At 39.7% G+C, this 20474-nt stretch carries 22 protein-coding genes and 1 tRNA gene; 1 reads left to right on the plus strand and 22 read right to left on the minus strand.

What is annotated here, in order from left to right; all coding sequences use genetic code 11:
* Positions 1-93 precede the first annotated feature (93 nt).
* Positions 94-1110, minus strand: coding sequence for a catabolite control protein A (ccpA, locus tag FF105_RS02405; RefSeq protein ID WP_010285944.1), 1017 nt, complete (start codon positions 1108-1110; stop codon positions 94-96).
* Positions 1111-1312: 202 nt separating this feature from the next.
* On the opposite strand from ccpA, the gene FF105_RS02410 reads away from it, so the two are divergent.
* Positions 1313-2410 carry a M24 family metallopeptidase gene (locus tag FF105_RS02410; RefSeq protein ID WP_010285943.1) on the plus strand — a complete coding sequence of 366 codons (1098 nt, stop codon included), beginning with the start codon at positions 1313-1315 and terminating at the stop codon, positions 2408-2410.
* Between the two features lie 35 nt (positions 2411-2445).
* Here FF105_RS02410 and FF105_RS02415 read toward each other — a convergent pair whose 3' ends face one another.
* The 21 genes from FF105_RS02415 to FF105_RS02515 form a co-directional block, all read right to left on the minus strand.
* Complete coding sequence (locus FF105_RS02415) at positions 2446-3183, minus strand: CPBP family intramembrane glutamic endopeptidase (RefSeq protein WP_010285942.1); 738 nt, start codon at positions 3181-3183, stop codon at positions 2446-2448.
* The gene (locus tag FF105_RS02420; RefSeq protein ID WP_010285934.1) at positions 3176-3379 is read right to left on the minus strand and encodes a hypothetical protein; all 204 of its coding nucleotides are present in this window, start codon (positions 3377-3379) and stop codon (positions 3176-3178) included. Before FF105_RS02420 ends, FF105_RS02415 begins: the two co-directional genes overlap by 8 nt.
* Positions 3380-4213, minus strand: a complete 834-nt coding sequence (locus FF105_RS02425; RefSeq protein ID WP_010285928.1) for a Cof-type HAD-IIB family hydrolase — start codon at positions 4211-4213, stop codon at positions 3380-3382.
* 46 nt (positions 4214-4259) lie between these two features.
* Entirely contained in the window at positions 4260-4712 is a 453-nt protein-coding gene (locus tag FF105_RS02430) for a SprT family protein (protein WP_010285917.1), read from the minus strand.
* Positions 4709-6217, minus strand: coding sequence for an ABC transporter permease/substrate-binding protein (locus FF105_RS02435; RefSeq protein WP_010285914.1), 1509 nt, complete (start codon positions 6215-6217; stop codon positions 4709-4711). The genes FF105_RS02430 and FF105_RS02435 overlap by 4 nt, the downstream gene beginning before the upstream one ends.
* Positions 6218-6472: 255 nt before the next feature.
* The gene (locus FF105_RS02440) at positions 6473-6955 is read right to left on the minus strand and encodes a GAF domain-containing protein (protein WP_010285911.1); all 483 of its coding nucleotides are present in this window, start codon (positions 6953-6955) and stop codon (positions 6473-6475) included.
* Between the two features lie 341 nt (positions 6956-7296).
* Positions 7297-7545, minus strand: a complete 249-nt coding sequence (gene acpP / locus FF105_RS02445) for an acyl carrier protein (protein ID WP_010285909.1) — start codon at positions 7543-7545, stop codon at positions 7297-7299.
* Between the two features lie 50 nt (positions 7546-7595).
* On the minus strand, positions 7596-8642 hold the full coding sequence (gene plsX / locus FF105_RS02450; protein WP_010285908.1) for a phosphate acyltransferase PlsX: 1047 nt from the start codon (positions 8640-8642) through the stop codon (positions 7596-7598).
* An 84-nt stretch (positions 8643-8726) separates the two neighbouring features.
* Positions 8727-10757, minus strand: coding sequence for an ATP-dependent DNA helicase RecG (recG, locus tag FF105_RS02455; protein ID WP_010285905.1), 2031 nt, complete (start codon positions 10755-10757; stop codon positions 8727-8729).
* Positions 10758-10806: 49 nt separating this feature from the next.
* Positions 10807-10877: transfer RNA gene (locus FF105_RS02460), tRNA-Cys, on the minus strand.
* Between the two features lie 71 nt (positions 10878-10948).
* The gene (locus tag FF105_RS02465) at positions 10949-11335 is read right to left on the minus strand and encodes an immunity protein Imm33 domain-containing protein (RefSeq protein WP_290046325.1); all 387 of its coding nucleotides are present in this window, start codon (positions 11333-11335) and stop codon (positions 10949-10951) included.
* 72 nt (positions 11336-11407) lie between these two features.
* Positions 11408-11710 (minus strand): hypothetical protein, encoded by a 303-nt coding sequence (locus FF105_RS02470; RefSeq protein ID WP_004915431.1) that lies wholly within the window; start codon positions 11708-11710, stop codon positions 11408-11410.
* A complete protein-coding gene (locus tag FF105_RS02475; RefSeq protein ID WP_010285893.1) occupies positions 11707-12474 on the minus strand; it encodes a YibE/F family protein in 768 nt (255 codons plus the stop codon). Before FF105_RS02475 ends, FF105_RS02470 begins: the two co-directional genes overlap by 4 nt.
* Entirely contained in the window at positions 12471-13556 is a 1086-nt protein-coding gene (locus tag FF105_RS02480) for a YibE/F family protein (protein WP_010285891.1), read from the minus strand. Before FF105_RS02480 ends, FF105_RS02475 begins: the two co-directional genes overlap by 4 nt.
* On the minus strand, positions 13553-14473 hold the full coding sequence (gene dnaI / locus FF105_RS02485; RefSeq protein ID WP_010285889.1) for a primosomal protein DnaI: 921 nt from the start codon (positions 14471-14473) through the stop codon (positions 13553-13555). The genes FF105_RS02480 and dnaI overlap by 4 nt, the downstream gene beginning before the upstream one ends.
* 1 nt (position 14474) lies before the next feature.
* A complete protein-coding gene (locus FF105_RS02490; RefSeq protein ID WP_290046326.1) occupies positions 14475-15782 on the minus strand; it encodes a DnaD domain protein in 1308 nt (435 codons plus the stop codon).
* On the minus strand, positions 15766-16386 hold the full coding sequence (gene coaE, locus FF105_RS02495; protein WP_010285875.1) for a dephospho-CoA kinase: 621 nt from the start codon (positions 16384-16386) through the stop codon (positions 15766-15768). Before coaE ends, FF105_RS02490 begins: the two co-directional genes overlap by 17 nt.
* 23 nt (positions 16387-16409) lie before the next feature.
* Entirely contained in the window at positions 16410-17243 is an 834-nt protein-coding gene (gene mutM, locus FF105_RS02500) for a bifunctional DNA-formamidopyrimidine glycosylase/DNA-(apurinic or apyrimidinic site) lyase (RefSeq protein WP_010285874.1), read from the minus strand.
* A gap of 147 nt (positions 17244-17390) precedes the next feature.
* The gene (locus tag FF105_RS02505; protein ID WP_010285872.1) at positions 17391-18686 is read right to left on the minus strand and encodes a DEAD/DEAH box helicase; all 1296 of its coding nucleotides are present in this window, start codon (positions 18684-18686) and stop codon (positions 17391-17393) included.
* A 1-nt stretch (position 18687) separates the two neighbouring features.
* Complete coding sequence (locus FF105_RS02510; RefSeq protein ID WP_010285869.1) at positions 18688-19692, minus strand: Gfo/Idh/MocA family protein; 1005 nt, start codon at positions 19690-19692, stop codon at positions 18688-18690.
* Positions 19689-20426 carry a GH25 family lysozyme gene (locus FF105_RS02515; RefSeq protein WP_010285868.1) on the minus strand — a complete coding sequence of 246 codons (738 nt, stop codon included), beginning with the start codon at positions 20424-20426 and terminating at the stop codon, positions 19689-19691. The genes FF105_RS02510 and FF105_RS02515 overlap by 4 nt, the downstream gene beginning before the upstream one ends.
* Between the last annotated feature and the right edge of the window lie 48 nt (positions 20427-20474).

The raw sequence follows: 20474 nt of genomic DNA on the forward strand, positions 1-20474 counted from the left end.
AATATGTCAATTGTTTCGATTATGTTTCTTTAAAATTAAAGTCAAACCAAAAAAATTGAGAAAAAATCAAAATCAGCCCCTCATAATCCAATTTTAAGGTTGTGGATTAATTGTTGTACCGCGCTTTTCAAATGTATGTGGCAGTTGGACTTGCATATCATCAACCACTTCGTTATTCATTAGCTTTGTTAACATTCTCATTGCTACCGCACCAATATCATACTTAGGTTGACCAATTGAAGACAGCTCTGGTCTTGTCACAATTGCAAACTTTGTGTCGTTAGAAGTGATGATTTCAAAATCTTCGGGAACTGATTTGCCATGGTCGCGCATATAATTCATAATGCCAAGTGCGACTTCATCATCATATACAACAGCTGCAGTGGCTTGAGCAGCAAAAATTTTTTCAGCTACTTGAAGCCCAGCCGAGTAGTCTTGATGTGTCGCAAAAAGTAAACTATCGTCAAATGCAATATTTGCTGCTTCTAGACCAGCTTGGTAACCAACTAGGCGGTGATGCTTGTTAATAGCGTGAACCATTGGTCCAGTTACAAGTGCCACACGGTCATGTTTGTTGCGAATGAGAAGTTCGGTCGCTTCTTTAACGGCAGCAACATAGTCGATATTGACGCTTGGTAAAATCCCCTCTTCGTCTAGTGATCCCGCCAAGACAACTGGCGCATCAACTGCCGCGATTGTGTTGAGTACCTCGCGATCCAATTCATTTCCCATGAAAATAATGCCGTCAACTTGTTTGCTGGCAAGGTTGTTAACAGCCATCGTCTCACGTACTGGATCTTCATCAGTATTCGTCAACAAAACATCATAGTGATACATATTAGCCACATCATCAATACCGCGAGCTAATTCAGAATAATACATATCTGTCACATCAGGCATGACAACGCCAATAGTTGTTGTCTTCTTTGAAGCCAGTCCTCTAGCGACGGCATTAGGATGATACCCTAACTCTTCAATGGCATCCAACACCTTGCGTTTCGTTGATTCCCGCACATTACTATTGCCGTTAACCACTCGTGAAACTGTTGCCAAAGACACCCCAACACGACTAGCAACATCATATATTGTAGCTGTCTGTTTTTTTTGCATAATATAGTCCTCTTTCAATTCATTTGACACAATTCATGTTTTAAGTCATCTCATTTCATTATAGCAAAATAAACACAATTTGCAAACGCTTACAATGACTAATTTACACGTTTTCACAATTGTTTCAATTTGTTACAAGAAAAACAACAAGAAATGAAAGTGATACAATAAAGACATAGTAAATTACGAGGTAGATAATTTTATGAACTTAGAAAAAATCAATCAATTAACAAATTGGTTAAACGATCAAAACCTAAGTGGTGCAATCATCACAAACTATCATAGTGTTGCCTATTTAAGTGGCTTTGAATCCGACCCAATTGAACGTGTACTCGCTTTAGTACTATTTGCTGATCACGAGCCTTTTTTATTCGGTCCAGCACTTGAAGTTAATAGTATGAAAGAAAGTGGCTGGCAGTATGCAGCTTTTGGTTATGAAGACCAAGAAAATCCTTGGTCGAAGTTGGCTACGCACATTCAATCTGCGACTCATGGTACTTTTTTTGCCATCGAAGCAGATAATTTGACCGTGGCACGCTTGAATTTATTACAGGCAGCATTTCCAGCAGCCCAATTCATCACCGATGTCACTGACCAAATTAACAAGTTGCGACTCATCAAAACGCCAGCTGAGATTGAACACATGAAAGCTGCCGGACGCGATGCCGACCGTGCCTTTGAAATTGGCTTCCAAACATTAAAAGAAGGTGTCTCAGAACTCGCTGTCGCTGCTGAGCTAGAATATCAGCTCAAAAAATCTGGCGTAGTTGGCATGAGTTTTGAAACACTCGTTCAATTTGGTGATCATGCCGCTGATCCCCACGGTTCAACTTCAAGTCGCACATTAAATCCTGGTGAAATGGCACTATTTGATTTAGGTACAATGACAGAAGGCTACGCCTCAGATGCAACCAGAACAGTCGCATTTGGGCCAGTGAGTGATGAAGCCAAACGAATTCATGCTGTCACTTTAGAAGCTCAACTAGCAGCGCAATCTCAAGCAAAAATTGGCATGACAGCTAGTGAGTTAGATGCTGTGGCGCGTGACATTATTACCAAAGCTGGATATGGCGAATACTTTAATCACCGCCTTGGCCACGGCTTAGGATCTTCAGTACACGAATTTCCTTCAATTATGGCGGGCAATGACATGACCCTTGAAGAAGGCATGGTATTTTCAATTGAACCAGGTATTTATGTCCCTGGCGTTGCTGGTGTTCGAATCGAAGACAGTGGTTACATGAGTCGCGATGGCTTCGTGCCTTACACCCATACATCTAAAGAATTACTACAATTCTAAATTAAAAAAATGCGTTCAGTATATGAACGCATTTTTTAGTGTTGTATTTTGTTGATTGCCAATAGTAACACGGGTATCATAGTCACGGCGTTATTAAGCATGTGAATCGCAATATTATTCTGAATCGCACCCGTTTTTTTATAGACATAAGCTAACACCATACCCATGCTAGCATACATTAAATAACTCAAACCATCTGATAACGTAGTGGGAATCACACCCATATGTGGAAAAGCGAATATCACACCCGATAAAATAATATTACCCCACCACCAGTTACGTCGTAAAAAGTAATTGAGAACTAGCCCTCTAAATACCAGCTCTTCGACAACTGGCGCTAAGATTACAGCATAGATAATCATGGTAATCATTGTGACATTTAGATTTGAAGTCAACTGGTTGATGGCTTCCTCATTTGCTGTGGTGGCCTCACCTGTTAAATTGACTCTTAAGTTTGCAATGGTTAATTCAATAGCCAACATGAGCAACCACATGCCAACCAGCCACCAGAAGCTTTTCCTTTTTGGTGATGAAGTAGGTTGAAAAATTGGCGCTTTTGCCGTTACTTTTAGTAAGCGATAGGCATATATACCTACTGCTACATAAACCACCACCATAACCGATGCCCACAAAATCTGTTCCCACAAAACAGAACTCGCACTTGCTAGCCCCAAAAATCCAGGCGCAAGCATCAGCAAAAATATTACTAAACCAAAATTAATTATGCGAAGCCAAAGAGATTTAGGATTCGCAGTTTCCGTCATTTCAAGCATCATCTTCCTCAAATTGCGTTTTTTGCTTTTGCCAATATAACCAAATATACCCAATATTAACCAGTATAACTAATATGACGACTAACAAAATGGTTAACCAAAGTGTTAGATAATGATGATAGTATAACAGAAATACACTAATAAAGGCCACAATCGCAATCAATGGCAAAACAATGCGCGCTGCCAAATTAAACATTTAGCCCTCCAAATGAGTGTTGATAAACTCGGCAACAGCGCCTTCATTATTGGTTTTATCCAAAATCAAATTAGCAATGGCTTTGATTTCTGGTTTAGCATTAGCAACGGCTACGCCAACACCTGCGGCTTTAATTTGAGAAGCGTCATTCAAACTATCACCCAACGCGGCAACTTCATTATGCGTAATCCCTAATAAATCAGCTAACTCCAGCCCTGTCGAACCTTTATCACTGCCCTTTGGATTAAATTCTACATAGCGATCCGAACTATATGTTGTCAGCACTTGATCTGCTAGTTCTTGGTTGACGGCTTTATCAATCGCACGCAAAACTTCATGGTCAGTATGCTCAAAAATGACTTTCATGATTGGCTTTTCATGAGATAAAAAGTTCAAATCATCATTTGGCATTTCAACATACGGTACAGAGCGTTCGGACATATACGCTTGATCAGCTGATGAAATATTATGAATAAATAACGTATCAAGCGTATAAATATGGGTATCAATGTCGTTTTGAATCTGACCTAGTTTGAAAATTTCTTTAGCTAGGTTGAGTGACATGCCATGCTGTGCAACAATTTTCTCAGAACCATCACTGTGTACTTCAACAATAGCACCACCATTGTAGGACACAACATATTGCTTTTCTTGTCTGTTTAGTCCCAGAGTGGCTAACGTACCAAACACTGATTTGTATGATCTTCCTGTATTAGGAACAAAATAACCACCTTGTTGCACGAATTTTTGAACTGCTGTAATGTTATCGGGATGAATCGTGCCATCATCATTAAGTAACGTCTCATCGAGATCTGAAAGAATTAGCTTAATCATAGTTTTCTCCAATTAATTGTCTTACATTTACTATAAATGAATACGCTTACTTATTCAATACTTCACCCAACAACATCAAACGCGCACCGCATTGACCGCAACGATAACGGCCGACTTGAAAACGTCTATGTCTAAAAATATCATGCCCATTTTCGCATTGATAATGCCAGAGATGCTGGTTGGTTTGACGTTGACCAATGTCTGGGGCATAACGCGCACCTCCCACCTGTGACAATAATGCCTTGAAATCAATATCTTTGTGCCGATAACCTTTGTGTGCAAGATGTAAATGATAGTGAACTAGTTCATGCTTGATGATTTGCTCAAACATTGGTAAATTAGCCATTTTAGGGTTGAATTCTAATTGGTGTGTCGCCAACAAATAGCGGCCACCAGTTGTTTTCAATCGACTATTAAAACTAGCGTGGTGACGAAAAGGCTGATGAAACGCGGTCTTCGATATATGTTCAACCAATTGTTGTAATTCAAAGTTAGTCATTTTAGAATATTGTGTGTTTTCAAATATTTTTTAGCAACTGTCGCAGCTGATTGGTGCTTAACATTAACAGCGTAATTCATATTTTGCATGTCTTCGTTACTAATTTTGCCCGCCAAACGATTCAGCACTTGAGTAATTTTTGGATTTTTTTGGGCAAAATCTTGACGCATCAAAGCAGCACCTTGATAAATTGGGAAAAAATGCTGATTATCTGTCAACACTTTCAATCGATATTGAACCAGTTGCGAATCAGTTGAATAAGCATCGACCACATTCACTTGTCCCTGCTTGATTGCTTGATATCGTAAGTCAGGGTCTAAACTGACCGTGGGTATGTTTAGTCGATATTGCTTTTCGACACCCGGCATACCATCGGCACGATCTAAAAATTCAGCGGTCATGCCGGCTTTTGCATTAGGCAATTGCGTTAAATCACCAATTGTTTTCAAATGATACTTCGAAGCAGCCTTTTGGGTTACAGCAATCGCGTAGGTATCATTAAATTTCATGGGTTTTGTTAAAGTTAATTGCTGCTTTTGGGCAACTTTTAAAGCGGCATGATAGGTTGTCTGTGCATTGGCCCCAACTGGCAACGTTACAACAGGCTCAGACAAAGTTGCTGTGATAGTACCAGTAAATTCAGGATAAATATCAATTTTTTTACTCTTGAGTGCATTAAAAAGAAAACTTGTTTTGCCGAAATTCGGTTTCAAAATAATCTTGCTATTTGGTTCGACTGACTTAATCAAATCAGCGTACATATTAATCAAAATTTCTGGTTCAGAACCAAGTTTGCCAGCAATAGTAATCGTTTGCGTTGTTGATTTTTGAGGCAACATGGGAACCACACTCCCACCAATAAATAAAATAGCAAGCAAACCGATAAGCCACTTTTTTACTTTTAGTTTTGTAATCCAGTTAATTAAAGCACCTGCCAAAATGGCCATAATGGCCGAAGCCAACGCGCCAATTAAAATTAAATCGGTGTTATTACGATCAATACCCAGCAGGATGAAATCACCAAGCCCGCCCGCACCAATTAGTGCAGCTAGCGTTGCTGTCCCGATAATTAGCACTGTAGCCGTTCTTATACCAGCTATAATACTTGGCATAGCTAGTGGTATTTGCACTTTTCGCAGAACTTTTTTGCGCGGTAACCCTAGTGCATAGGCAGCATCAACAACGCCTTTATCAACACCAGTTAACCCCAAATAAGTATTTTGAAAAATAGGCAATAATGCATAAATAATTAGAGCAATCAGTGCAGCCGGCCAACCAATCCCAACAAGTGGTATCAGCAACCCCAGAACCGCCAATGATGGTAGTGTTTGCAAAATACCAGTTGCTTGTAATAACCATTCAGCGTATCGTCGATGTCGTTCAGACCAGATTGCCAGCGGTATTGCAATAACACCAGCAATCACAACTGCTGCAACTGTCAATTGGGTGTGTTGCCATAGTGCAGCCCAAAATTGCGACTGCCTTGATAATAATGTCTCCCACATGTCTTCCCCTCAATATTACAACAAAATCAGATCAACCGTTATTCTTGGAAAAGCATGACTATTATGACTTACTTTTTTTAAGTATTAGGTTGCTATCATTCTCTGTTGCTATGTTCCCAATTTTACCGACGATTTATTATTTGTCTTTGTCATTCATAACTTCTCTATTTAGCTTATCACAATCTTCATATTCTAACACACTATCAATATCATGACGAAAAAAATAAAAGTCCTAGCTTGAGCTAGAACAATCAATTAAATACGATCAATATATCCAAGCAATGTTTGAATATAATCTTCAAGATCTGTTTGGTCCTGCTTTGTAAAACGATTAAGTGTTGGTGAGTCAATATCTAAAACGCCTAGCTTTGTACCGTCTGCTTTTGTAATTGGTACGACAATTTCCGCATTAGAAATTGGGTCACAAACAATATGTCCAGAAAATGCTTTGACATCAGGCACAACAACAGTAGATTGCGCCGTAAAAGATTGACCAACAACGCCAGAATCAGGTGAAATAACTGTCACAGCTGGCTTACCTAAAAAGGGACCTAGTACCAATTGCTTCAACTGTTGGTCATATAGATAAAAACCGACCCAGTTAATATCATCGACATTTTGATGAAGAATAGCAGCTGCATTGGCATAATTAGCCAAAGTAAGTTTTTCGCTTTTCTCCCCCTGAATCCAAGTGTCCAAGATTTGTGCAATTAGCGACTTTGTTTGAACTTCTGACATCTGATTGACCTCCAATAGTCATTACTGACTTAATTAAATAAAAAAACCTGCACAAATATTTAACTATTTGTACAGGGACGACATGTCGTGGTACCACCCATTTTTGTGGGTATTCCCACCTTAATTCACAACAAAAATTGTTGCTAACATACGATAACGGTGCATCCGGTCTAATCAGCTTGCACCGATTGACGTGTATGATGAGTTCATCTTCGCACTATTAATTTGACGACTTTCACCAGACGTCGCTCGCTTTGCAAATTAATCGCACTACTCTTCTCAACACTTTTTGATATGAGTTGTCCATAATTCTACACTGATTATAAATAAGTGTCAACAAATTAATGTTGATGGGCCACGATGTAATCAACAGTTTGTTGTAATGTCACCAAATTTTCCGCATCTTCATCAGAAATTTCAACATTGAACATGTCTTCAACTTCCAATACTAACTCAACAAAATCAATTGAATCAGCGTCAATATCCGTCAAAAAATTAAGATTAGGTGTAATCGTATCGCGTTTCACATTGAAGCGCTCTGCAATCTCATCCGCCAACATATTATAAATTGTTTCTTTTTCTATTGCCATTAGAGTCTATTCTCCAGAATTTATATGTTAAAAACTAATTGTAACACAAATCATGCATTTTCTTCGTTTTGCAGTGCTTGCTTAGCTGCTTTTAAATCATCAGCATGCTCAGCAACAAATGTCTGAGTATCCCCAACCAAGTTATTCTCAATCATAATTTTAATTTGGCCCATTGTATTAGCAACAGCATTTGCTTTTGCGGAACCGTGTGTTTTGACAACTGGGGCATTAACACCCAAAATCACCGCGCCACCGGCTTCATTATAATCCAATTTCTTTTGAATTGTTTTAAAAGCTGGCTTTAGCAAAGCACCACCGATCTTCCCCGACAAACCTGAGGCCATGATAGCTGCTTTAATTTGTTTCAACATCATCAGTGCAGTACCTTCAGTGGCCTTAAGCGCTGCATTACCGGAAAATCCATCAGCAACAACCACATCAGCCGTCCCAGCTAATAGCTCACGAGCCTCAATGTTACCGACAAAATTAAAAGCATGCGAATTTTTCATCAATTGATGTGCCACTTTATGCACCTCATCGCCCTTATCCTCTTCAGCACCATTATTGAGCAACCGCACACGCGCATTCTCAATATTTAAAACGTGGGATGCGTAAAAACTACCTAAAATACCATATTGATATAAATGAACCGGCTTATTTTCAGCATTTGCACCCAAGTCCATGAATACAAATTGATCATGTGGCCCTTCAAAACTTGGCAAAGCAGTTGCCAAGGCGGGACGATCGACGCCTTTAATTCGGCCAACTAAAAAGATAGCACTAGACAACAAGGCACCCGTATTTCCCGCGCTAAACAAAGCATCTGCTTCACCCGCTTTTACAGCATTTGCTGCACGGACCATTGATGAGTCCTTCTTTCGGCGCATTGCTTTAACAGGTTCTTCTCCCATTTCAATCACTTCAGTTGTTGGCACCAAATTAATACGTGTCCAATCCTTTACTAAAGGTTTTACCTGATCTGCTGTCCCGTATAATTGAAATTCAATTTCTTGGTAGCGATCACGTGCCAGTTCGACACCTTTAACAATTTCTAATGGGGCAAAATCGCCGCCCATTGCATCAATAGCAATTTTCATGTATCCATCTCTTTCCGTACATCATTTATTTCTATAAATATAGTTCATTTTAACATTGTTTTGCTTTAACCGCTGGTAATGGCTCTAATCAAAATGTCGATAACGGGCCATTGTTCGTGACAAATAGGCCACTAAAGCTTGATTTTCTGGACGATCATCCCATTTTTTTTGACTAACTAAGTCAATTGCCTCTTGTTGCGCAATCGTCATCATGGTCAAATCTTTAACGGGATCACCAACCATGAATTCTGGCACACCGGCTTGCTTAGTACCTAAAATATCACCAGAGCCACGTAGTTCTAAATCTTTTTGTGCCAAAACAAAACCGTCAGTTGTTGACACCATAGCATCTAGACGGGCACGACCATAATCAGTTTTTGGATCGGCTACCAAAATAGCATAAGACTGACGAGAACCACGCCCAACACGACCTCTTAATTGGTGCAATTGCGCCAAACCAAATCTGTCCGCGTCCATAATCAACATAATACTAGCATTGGGTACATCAACACCGACTTCAATCACTGTGGTAGCAACTAAAATTTGAATGCGGTTGGCTTTAAAATCTGCCATTAAACTTTTTTTCTCATCGTTTGACAAACGGCCATGCAAAAGTCCAACCTGACTGTCTGGAAATTCAAGTTGCATCGCTTCATACATTGCTTGCGCATTTTGGACATCTAATGCTTCAGATTCCTCAATTAACGGTGTGACAACATATACTTGCGCACCGTCTTCTAGTTCATGGCGAACAAAACGTAGGGTTTGATCCAGTTGACTATGACTAATTTTGCGCGTTTGAATTATTTTTCGACCAGCGGGTAATTGATCAATAACTGATACATCCATCTCACCATACGCAGTGATAGCTAACGTACGTGGAATTGGCGTCGCCGTCATAGCCAAAATGTCAGGATTAACCCCATTTTCACGTAGTTTTGCGCGTTGATTAACACCAAAACGGTGTTGCTCATCAATGACCGCCAGACCCAAGTGATGAAACGCCACGTCAGGTTGAAGTAAGGCATGTGTGCCAACTAAAATATCAATATCACCATGAGCTAAGTCTTCCAATAATTGCCGCCGTTGTGCGACTTTGAGGCCACTCGTTAATAATTCGACACGTACAGACAAACCAGCTTGATCAAACATATTAGCCAAATTAATTGCATGTTGTTGCGCTAAAATTTCAGTTGGCGCCATCATAGCTGCCTGCATGCCAGCAGTAATAACTGCATACATTGCCATCGCGGCCACAACTGTTTTACCAGAACCAACATCCCCTTGCAGCAATCGGTTCATGTGGCGTGGTCTTTTTTGATCTTGCAAAATTTCTTGTATCACTTTTTTTTGTGCAGCCGTTAACGTGAATGGCAAGCTATTTTCAAAAGTTACCAAGGCAGTTTGATCATAAGCGACACCCTCACCAGCAAAATTTTGATCAGCCAGCTTCAGCAGCTGCAATCGCATTTGGAAAACAAAAAATTCTTCAAAGGCAGCGCTACGTCTTGCAGATTTAGCATGATCAGCATCACTTGGAAAGTGCATGTTTTCAATCTGTGTATTACGATCTAGGAGGCGATATTTATCACGCAGCCCTTTAGGCACTAATGAATCAACATGTCCGCGTACCTCAGACCAAGCTAGTTCAATCAAATGACGTATCGTTTTAGCACTAATTTGCTTCGTTGCAGGATAAATCGGCGACAAGGCGTCTATCGTGGCTTGAATCATTTTGATACCCGTCAAACCGGCTTTAGCAGCATCATACGTACCATAAACCGCCACCTCTTGGCCGACTTCAACATTTTGTGCAACCCAAGGCTGGTTAAAAAAAGACACCCGGACATTGTCATGGTCTATTAATAATCCGAAGCGCGTTTGCGAGCGTTTGCCAAAACGATTAACAATTGGTGGTGTGCTGACAATACCTTTAAAGGTCACTTTATCCCCATCTAGCGTCTCAGATGGCAACCGTTCACCAAGATCTTCGTAGCGAAATGGAAAATAATCGATCAAATCTTCAATTGTAAATATATCAATGTCATGGAGCGCAGTCAGGCGTTTTGGTCCCACACCGGGCAAAACATCAACATTATCAGTTAAAGTTATCATTTGCTATTTATTATATCATAAGAAAAAACGCCTATTAAGGCGTTCCAGAAGGTAGTAACCGGAGTCGAACCGGCGATGACGGTTTTGCAGACCGTTGCCTTACCACTTGGCTATACTACCATTTCGCGCTATCAATAAAATAACACCGCTTTTAATTATATAGAAAAAGTTATCAAATTACAAACGTTTCGTTATTTTTCGATAACCTCTCCGTTGACAATCTTGAATGTGCTATCAACACTACCGTCAGCGAGCCATACTGGCGTCTTGGTTTTGGGGTCCCACCAGCCCTTTATGCCTAAACGATCATCCAAAACTAAGTCGGTGCCATAAGGCAAATCTAGAATATTTTGCAATGAAGGTTCAATTGCTAATGACGTTTCAATAATCAAGGGCATAAAATTGTCAGGTTGATCATTCCAAGCTTCCGTATCGTTGTCGGCAAACAAAAACCAGCCAGAATCCTGCGGTGTCGTAGGGGCTAATTCCCTGTATACCCAACGTAAACGACCTGTGCCATCAAGCAAATGTTTTGAAGCCAGCACAACGGCCTCCGGTTGATTAAATACTGAACGCATAACTGTTTATGTACGTTAGAACGCACTTTCCTCCTCAAAATAAAAATAAAATTCGTGATCACAATATCATAACTAACCAACACGATTTTCTAATAAAATAGCTTGTAAATCTTGCTCTATCTCAGGTGTTTTAACCCATTCTTCCCAGCCATCATACTCTAACGGTAATAATTGATAATGGGCATTAATATAAGCAGTGACTTTTTCAACATTGGTTGATTTTGGAATATTCATTTTTAAAATGCGAACTTCTTTAATATAGCCATGTTCTGCTGCATACTCTGCACGCCCATTTTGAGAAATATTTCCTAATTCAAAATAAACGGACCCATCATTTCGCGTGATTTGTTCAATTAAATCAAATGTTTCGTTCACTTTATACCTACCTTTTTATGTTTCACAAACTGTCTCACAACCAACCAGCTAGCCACCCAAATACTAAGTAAAATACCCAGCATGCCTAAAAGCATGGTCACAACTTCCATCATGAGGACTTTGGCATTCATAAACATTGCTAACGAATATTTTAACCGAATAAACCAAATTAGCAATGGCAAATTAGCCCCCAACACCCCGAAAAATAGTGTGTTGATAGCAGTACCTAGAATTTGCCCACCAATGATACGCGAATGCGCATACAAACTATTACTGGTCATATCTGGCGTTCTGTCAATCACCTCATTCAAATCAGCAATAATCGCCATTGCTGCTTCTGCTACAGCGCCTAGTAGTGAAATAACCATCACAACCATCGCCACATGACTAAATGACAAACCAACATTGAGCGATAGCCCTTCTAACTCTTCTGAATTTTCAGTTGAAAAGCCTTGAAACTGACCAAAATGTTGTGCCACAATAGCAATAATCATCAGAATAGCTACAACAATGAGACTTGTTTGAAAAGCTGTATTCGCCACAGCTTGATTATCCGATCCCAAATAAATCGCAATCGCTAAAATGACAATGCTGATAACAGCAGTCACAATATAGGGATTAAACTGCCAGTTAATCAAAATCATTAAAATAAAAATAACAATAAAATTAATTAACAATCCAAAAAACACTTTGAGTCCTTGATTACCACCGACAAAAATCATTAACATAAACAGTATTAAAATCAATAATCCAATTGCGTTCATGGTTTCACCACCTGTTGATGTTTAACAATTAGAGCAACTAGCGCACTCGTTACCGGAACTGCAATCACAATACCAATACCAGAAACAACCGTTTGTAAAATACCTAGATTCATAATTTGGTCTAAAATATATGGCCAATTATTGCCATTTCGCAACATTAGAAAGACCATTGGCATGGTTTCAGCAATAAAAATCATGAATAACACGTTGACTAACGTCCCCATAATATCACGACCAACATTCATGCCAGCGTGCCAATAATCTTTGAAATGATGAGCAATTTTTTCACGTCGCATGCCAAATAGCGCTGCCACAATATCAGCTGACTCATCCATAACAGCACCCAAAACACCAATGATAGTTTGTGCAATAAACAAAGTCGTTGGCACTTGCGTCACATAAGACATGGTTTCAAAATGGACGCCTTCATTGGCCGTCACCTTCAATGACACTAACATTAATATCATCGCTAATAGCGTTGCTAATAATGTCGACGCCAAAGTTACCGCCATTTGCAATGTTCTGCCAAGTACCAGTGCTAAACTTGAAAAAGCCACTAGCACAGCTAAAATAACAAAAATTAATAATACATTAGCATTTTTAACGTTAATATCAATTACTAAAGCAACAACAAATAAAATAATATTGATAATCAAACTTAATAACAACCAGCCGGTGGCACGCCATTTAACAAACAACAATAATAATGAAACTAACAGAACAAGTAACACACCAATTGTTGCATCACGTTTTAGCGATAAAATTCTGAGTTGCCTAGTACCATCAAGCAATAACTGATCACCGACATGATAACGATGCGTAACGGTTTGTGAATCAGTATATTGATTGGACAACGTCACTGTTCTATTGCGATTCAATAACTTGATTGTTAACCGCTGCGAATATACTTTGTCAGTATTCCCATGTTCGTCAGTCGTTTTTTGCGTCAATCGGGCTGTTTCATGAACGACCTGACCAACAGGTTGTTGATAAATAACAGCATCATGACGCAACAGCACCCATGTTAAAACTAATGCACCAAGCACCAACCAATATTTTTTTGTCTTTTGAAAGAAAATCAAATGTCTAACCGCCGATTTTTACCCGTCATCTGAACAGGCTTTGCTAAATATTTTATACGCTGCATGAGTCGTGCTGATTTGACAGGCTCAACACCATCTTTTGTCTGGGCTAAATAGCTTTCCAAGCCAATCATATCAAAATTAGAAGTAAAGAATGTGGTCAATTCGTTTTGCATACGATACTCTAAGATAATGCCAAGAATGGCGTCACGACTCCATGAGGTCAACGTGTCAGCCCCAATGTCATCCAAGATTAAATTAGAAACCGTTTTTGCCTTAGTTAGTAATTCGTCGAGTGATTCATCTTTGTGGTCAAAAGTGCCTTTTAAATCACTGATAAAAGACGGAAAATGTAGTAACATCACCTCTATATTATTGGCAGCAAGCGCATTAGCTAACGCCCCCATCAAGTAAGTTTTCCCAATACCAAAATCACCAGATAAATACAGTCCTTGAATAAAATCTGTTTTTCCACTAATCTTTTGTGACAAGATGTCCACAACTTCAGCCAGCGCTGTCATGCGCCCATTATCTTGAATGAGTGTCTGTAAGTCAGCGTCTTGAATAGCCTTTGGCATCTTGTATGCAGTTAACTTGCGACGCTGCATCAATTGTTGCCGCGTGTTTTCATCAGCAACATAATGTACTAACGGATAGCCTTTTTCAATTGTGAGTTGTGGATAATAGCCAGGATAAAGCGTTTTTTCCCCAGCCGCGATCTTATTTTTTTGCTGAATAAACTCATATAAGTCACCCATCTTGAGTTGAAAAGCATCTGATTTCAAATCATTTTGATGAGCATTCCAAAAAGTGCGAATGTCATCATCTTGACCGATAGACTCGATTATTTCAGCTAAGTTCGCCTTGTTAGCGTATTGTTTTTGAAATTGTTGCAGGACTTCTGATAAATTTTGCATATTAGTTTTTCGTCTTTATATTCTTTAATTTAGCCAAAGCTGCGGCTACATCTTGTTCCGACTTCTGTGGTGTTGTAGTCTCAGAACCACTCGCTAATTTAGGTTCAATACGTTTATTTTGACGTTTTGTCGCACGTGGATTATTAGTTTTAACAGCAGGCTGATACTTGTCAATGGCATCAAGTGCATTCTCCGCTGAATCAACTTTTAATTGCAGCCATGAATTAGCAATTGTTTCGGCAGTGTCAACATTCACCGTGTCACGATTGCGTTTGACCAACTCATACCAAACAAGCATGTTCACAACTTCAGCTTTTAAACGAATATCTCTGATCATCTTGTTGATAAAATAATATTCATTTCTCGTTACAAAGCCGCCGCCTTTTTTAAACTTAATGTCCTCAATGAAGGCGTTGGGAGCCAATGTCTGCGCATCTCGTATCAGTTGTAACATTTCTTGAGAGCGTTTTGTAGTAGCAGCAACTGGATGAACCAATTCATCATTGAACAATTCTGGCTTTTTGGTCACGCGACGTGAGTGAAGTATTTCTTGTAGTCGTTTTTCATCTAAATCATGCGTATCCAGCGTCATGGCTTGCGTCACGTAACCAGCCAACGTTGTTTCATTCAAACCATAGATAACGTGAGTCGCTGCAATAAAATCGCGATGTTTCGCCAATTGCGACGTTGTCGTACCGCGTACTAATTGAGAAAAGGCATCAAAATCAAAAGTGTCTTTTGCTTCCGGCAATGTTGGTGTTTCTGCAGCTGGCATGCTGGGTAAAACAGTGTTTGCTGTTGGCTTAAATACCTGTAAGAAATGTGCCGAAATATTATCCCCTTTGATAACAGGTTGTCCGTGGTGCCCATATCGTTCTTGTAAAGTGACAAAACGCGCTTCACCAACAAATTTAAAAAGCAATCCTGCCAACAATTGTTCCTGAAAGAATGCTGTCGCATCAAGTGGTGGAAACATTTGATAGGTGTATATTTCACCTAAGCTATCTTCAGTAAAATAAGTTTTGATGAGACCAACCGCCTCTAAACGGCGCCTCACTTTGACAAAATCGGGCAAGCTCATGTTAAGACTGTCAAGAACAAAATTATGATCTTCACGGTGATGCAATTGCGTATTGTAAGGTACTTCATTTACCAATAAGTGATATAAAGCATAACCCGTGGCACCTATAAACGGCGTATAAAGATTGAAAGTACGATCTAAATCAGCAGAAGTAACCGGTGCTTGAGATCGGACGAAGACACCTGCTTTTGCATGAAATTCAATTTTTCCATCAGTTGGTGTTGTCATTGGCAGCAATTTCCTTTAAATTTTCTATCAAAGCGGCCACTTGTTGTGTCAGTGATTTTTGATCTTGATTATTGTCGATAACATAATCAGCTTGAGCTACTTTATCTTTGAGTGGCAGCTGCGACCGGATGCGATTACGCGCTTGTGAATCAGATAGCTGGTTGCGTAGTTTCAATCGTTCGAGCTGAGTTGCCTCATCAGTTGTAACCACAATAATTTTATCTATTTTACCATCTTTTTCGTAATTTCTTTCAAATAACAATGGTACATCCAAAATTAAAATTGGCACTTGTTGCATACGCCAAAAGTTAATTTTGTCCGCCATTGCTCGGCTAATAGCTGGTTGCATAATATCATTTAAACGTGCTAGTTCTTGACGATTTGAGAAAACGATATCACCCAATCGCCGACGATTTAGGACACCATTATCAATGACGCTTGGTCCAAAAGCCAATTTGATTTTCTCAAGTGTCGTTGTGCCAGGTTCAACAACTTCACGAGCAACCACATCTGCATCAACAATTGGTAGCCCTGCATCCCGCAGCATACCACTAACCGTTGATTTACCTGTTGCAATCCCACCTGTCAATCCTACTAAAAGCATGCTATTACCTCTTAACTACCTTATCAATCTAATTTCACCTGACAAAATGGGCAAAATGTTGTGCCGCGTTGGCCAACTTTTATTTTTACCATCGGTGTTCCGCAACGCAGACATGGTTCACCTACTCGCCCGTATGCCTCTAACTCGTTTTGAAATTTACCAACTTCGCCAAACACATTGCTAAAACTATGCACAGTCGTCCCGTGATGTTTAATTGCCCGTGCTATTTCCGAAATGATATTGGAACGCAATACCGCCAACTGTGACTCAGACAATTGATTGGTTGGGGTTTCTGGGTGAATTTTGCTCTGCCACAATACCTCGTCAGCATAAATATTACCAATACCGGCTATCTGATTTTGATCTAATAAAAAAGTTTTGATTGGTTTTTTTGACTTTGAAAAGGCGTTAATCATATATGGCAATGTCAAATCAACCTCGGTTGGTTCTGGTCCTAATTTTGCCAATGATGGTGAAACTATACTTTCATGCCCAGTAGTGGCGAGTACCATACGTCCAAAACGGCGCGTATCATTGTAAAACAAAGCACGATCATCTGCTAGTTCAAATATAATTTCTGTGTGTTTGTAAGGTGTAGTACCAATCGGTTCAACAGAATATTGCCCCTCCATTCTTAAATGAGAAACAATTGTGTGTTGATTCGACAACCGCAGCAACAAATATTTACCGCGTCGATCAATTTTCGTAAACGTCGCTTGCATGACACCCGTCACAAACGCTTGTGAATCACCGGTAATTACCTTTGGATAGGGCACATTCACAGCAGTTACTGTCGCACCAATAATTAATTTTTCTAGTCCGCGACGGACCGTTTCAACTTCGGGAAGTTCTGGCATTGCCACTCCTATATACTGTCAATTCTATACGCTTATTTTTTAGGGCTAATTTTTATTTATCAAATTTAGCTAAACCTATTTTAACACACTGGTACCTACCCCTTCAGGCAAAAACTTTTGATGTCAAAAAAAACCAGCATTGAATTGCTAGTCACGTTTTTTAGCCCATTTAGGCTTACCTTTATTTTTTGAGTGCTTAGCCCGCTTCTTTTTTCGCTCAGGCAAATCATTTTTTGCCGCTACTTTGACAGGCAAATGTTTTTTTGATGGTGATGATGTTATGCTGGGCTCTTTTGCACTATCAGTATCCACTTTTGATGGCGCAATGATTGCCTGTTGCTTGTTAGCAACTGTTTTTGTAGATGGTTCAAAAGTGTTGTCAGCTTTGATCAACGTAAACTTATCACCAAGCTCACGCTTTAAGTTACGAATATCATGATCATTACCTAAGTTCAAAACCCTACCGTTTTTACCCATACGACCAGTTCGACCGGTTCGATGAACATAAGTTTTCAAACGTTCAGGCAATTGTGCATTGACCACTAATGGCAAATTATCAATGTCAAGGCCACGTGCGGCAACATCTGTGACCAGTAAAAGGGCCACTTCGCCTTTTTTAAACAGTCTCAATGCGTCAGCACGTTGCACTTGTCGTTTGTCATTACTACCGATGCTCATAACACTGACATGTGCATGGCGCAACGTTGCCTGCATTGATACGAGTGCACTAATTGTATTAAAGAATACTAATGCTTGTTGATTATGGCGAGCTAATTGGATTAGTATTTTTTCTTTTGCACGTTGGTCGACGTATTGAAATTCATGTTTGATGTTAGCCGGTGCGTCAGTTCCAACCGAAATTGGGTGTACTTTTTGATTAAATACAGTGTTTACGTACTGCAAATCTGCACCAGAAGTAGCTGAAAATAACCCCAATTGCAAATTTGTTGGTAACTGATCGGCTAACGCCTCTAAACTATCATGCCGTTCTTCGGTCAACATCGCATCAGCCTCATCAAAAATGACAGCCTTTATGTTGTCTAATTTTAATACCCCACCTTCAAGCATTGTTAGCACACGTCCAAGCGTCCCTACAACAATTTGTGGTTTATCTTTTTTGAGTTTTTCAGCTTGTCGACGTCCATTGGCGCCGCCAATGAGACTAGCAACACTCACGCCCACCAAAGCGCCCCACTCTCGCGCTACTTGGGTTGTTTGCATGGCTAATTCTTGACTAGGTGCTAAAATTAAAACTTGCGTTCGCTTTAAATTAGCGTCAACTTGAGATAACATTGGCAAAACGAAGGCTAATGTTTTCCCCGTCCCAGTTGGGGCCAATCCAAAAATAGAATCACCATCGATTAAACGTTGCCAAACAGCATTCTGGATGGGGGTTGGTTGCTCAAAAACAGCACTAAATTTTTCTAAAAGTTCTAGTTTCATATTAATCCTTTATATCAGCAGGAAATACAATACCAGCTGATTGTCGTAAATCAAATAATGTTTGATTAACCTGCTTAGCAAGTTGCCACCATTGTTGATAACGAACATGTTCATTTATGGGATCAGTAATGACCCGTGAAAAATCTGATGCTTCAGCAACCATTGGATTACTTGTCCCTGCCACCCCAATGTTATCCGCATTACCATCGCCATCATGGTAGGTTATAGTGTTTAGTTCTGCAATATTGTTTGTTGAAATTGTCTCTTTCAAGCCATAAATTTCGCTCGATAGATAAGAGTTGGCATTTTTTCCAAAAATAACTGTCACATTAAATTGATCATAGAATAGATTAGCAGTCCCGCGCCCGTCTGCACCATTATTTAAAAGTGTTGGCAAATATTGTACCGCCCTTGGTGCACCAAATAAAGCAATCGCCGCATATATAGGATAGACACCCAAATCATACAATGCACCGCCACTAAATTCACGTGTCAAAACATTGGGTTCTTGGCCTTCCAAATAAGCATCATAACGTGAGGAATACTTTTGATAAACAAATGTAGCGCCCTGCACTTGTGGCAATTCAATCACAGCTTGTTGCATCAGCTTGAAGTTTGATTGATGAACATGACGTGCTGCCTCAAAAACACGTACATTTTCATGCCGCGTCAATAGCTCTTCAATTATCGCAAATTCCGTTGGATTACTAAATGATGGCTTCTCGACAATCACATGCACATCTGAGGCAATCGCTACCTTAGCTTGTTCAAAGTGCAGCGCATTAGGAGACGCAATATACACCACATCAATATTTGTGTATAAATCACTCAAAGTGGTAACCACCGCTACATTATCAGTGTCAGTGTCGAGATCAGCCAAAAAAGCGTTTCCTTTTTCTTCTGTACGTGAATACACTGTTGTCAATGTATAGCTACCAGTTTGCAGCGCTGCCTCAACGAACATTTTTGAAATCCAGTTAGTGCCAATAATACCTAATTTAATCATTTATATGCCTCGAATTGTTTCTTTGTGCCATTGAAGACTGACGTTGGCATTTTGACTGCTTTCAAACCTGAACCAATTGTACGATCCTCATCGTATTGAATAAATTGATTCTCTGCTGCCTTGTTATCGGTATTGTCTTCAATCAACCAGTATTTGGTATCTTTAATTGTGTCAGATAGTTGCTTTTGAACCGCAGGCGTTGTGTAAATCACAATGTCATGGGTATAATGCGAATAAAGTGTCTGAATGAGCGATGCTAAACGCTGTGCATCAGTTGCCGTTGAAATTTGGTCATCCGGCACCTGAATCGCAATTGGCAACTCACCAATCTGATTCCCAACATTATCAATAAAATATTGTGCTTGCACAGCAGCTGTGGTGTTTGAGCTATAAACTTGAATGGCACCGACTTTCAGCTTAGCAGATTTAGCTCGTGTATAGCTGCTTTTATAGCCATCATCAGCGAAAGAATTACCTGAAGTAGCACGCAAATAAGCAAAATCAATGCCGTTATTGGCTAAATTTTGAAAGTCCACATAACCTGAAGTCTGATTAATCGCCACACCTTGTACAGCAAAACCCGTTGGTGTCACATCAGTATTAACAATGACAGGCTTGGCAAATACCCAGATTACAAAGGAGCCCACGATTCCCACAAGAATGAGTAACCAGGTCGTAAAAGTTAGTGATTTTTTGGTTTTATATGATGATGATTTTTTCGTTGAATTATCCATAGTCACTATTATACAAGAAAAAACGCTACTGCGCTGATTAAGCTGTTC

Origin of the sequence: Leuconostoc sp. UCMA20149 (genome assembly GCF_030400235.1) — a bacterium.
Classification (GTDB): domain Bacteria; phylum Bacillota; class Bacilli; order Lactobacillales; family Lactobacillaceae; genus Leuconostoc; species Leuconostoc pseudomesenteroides.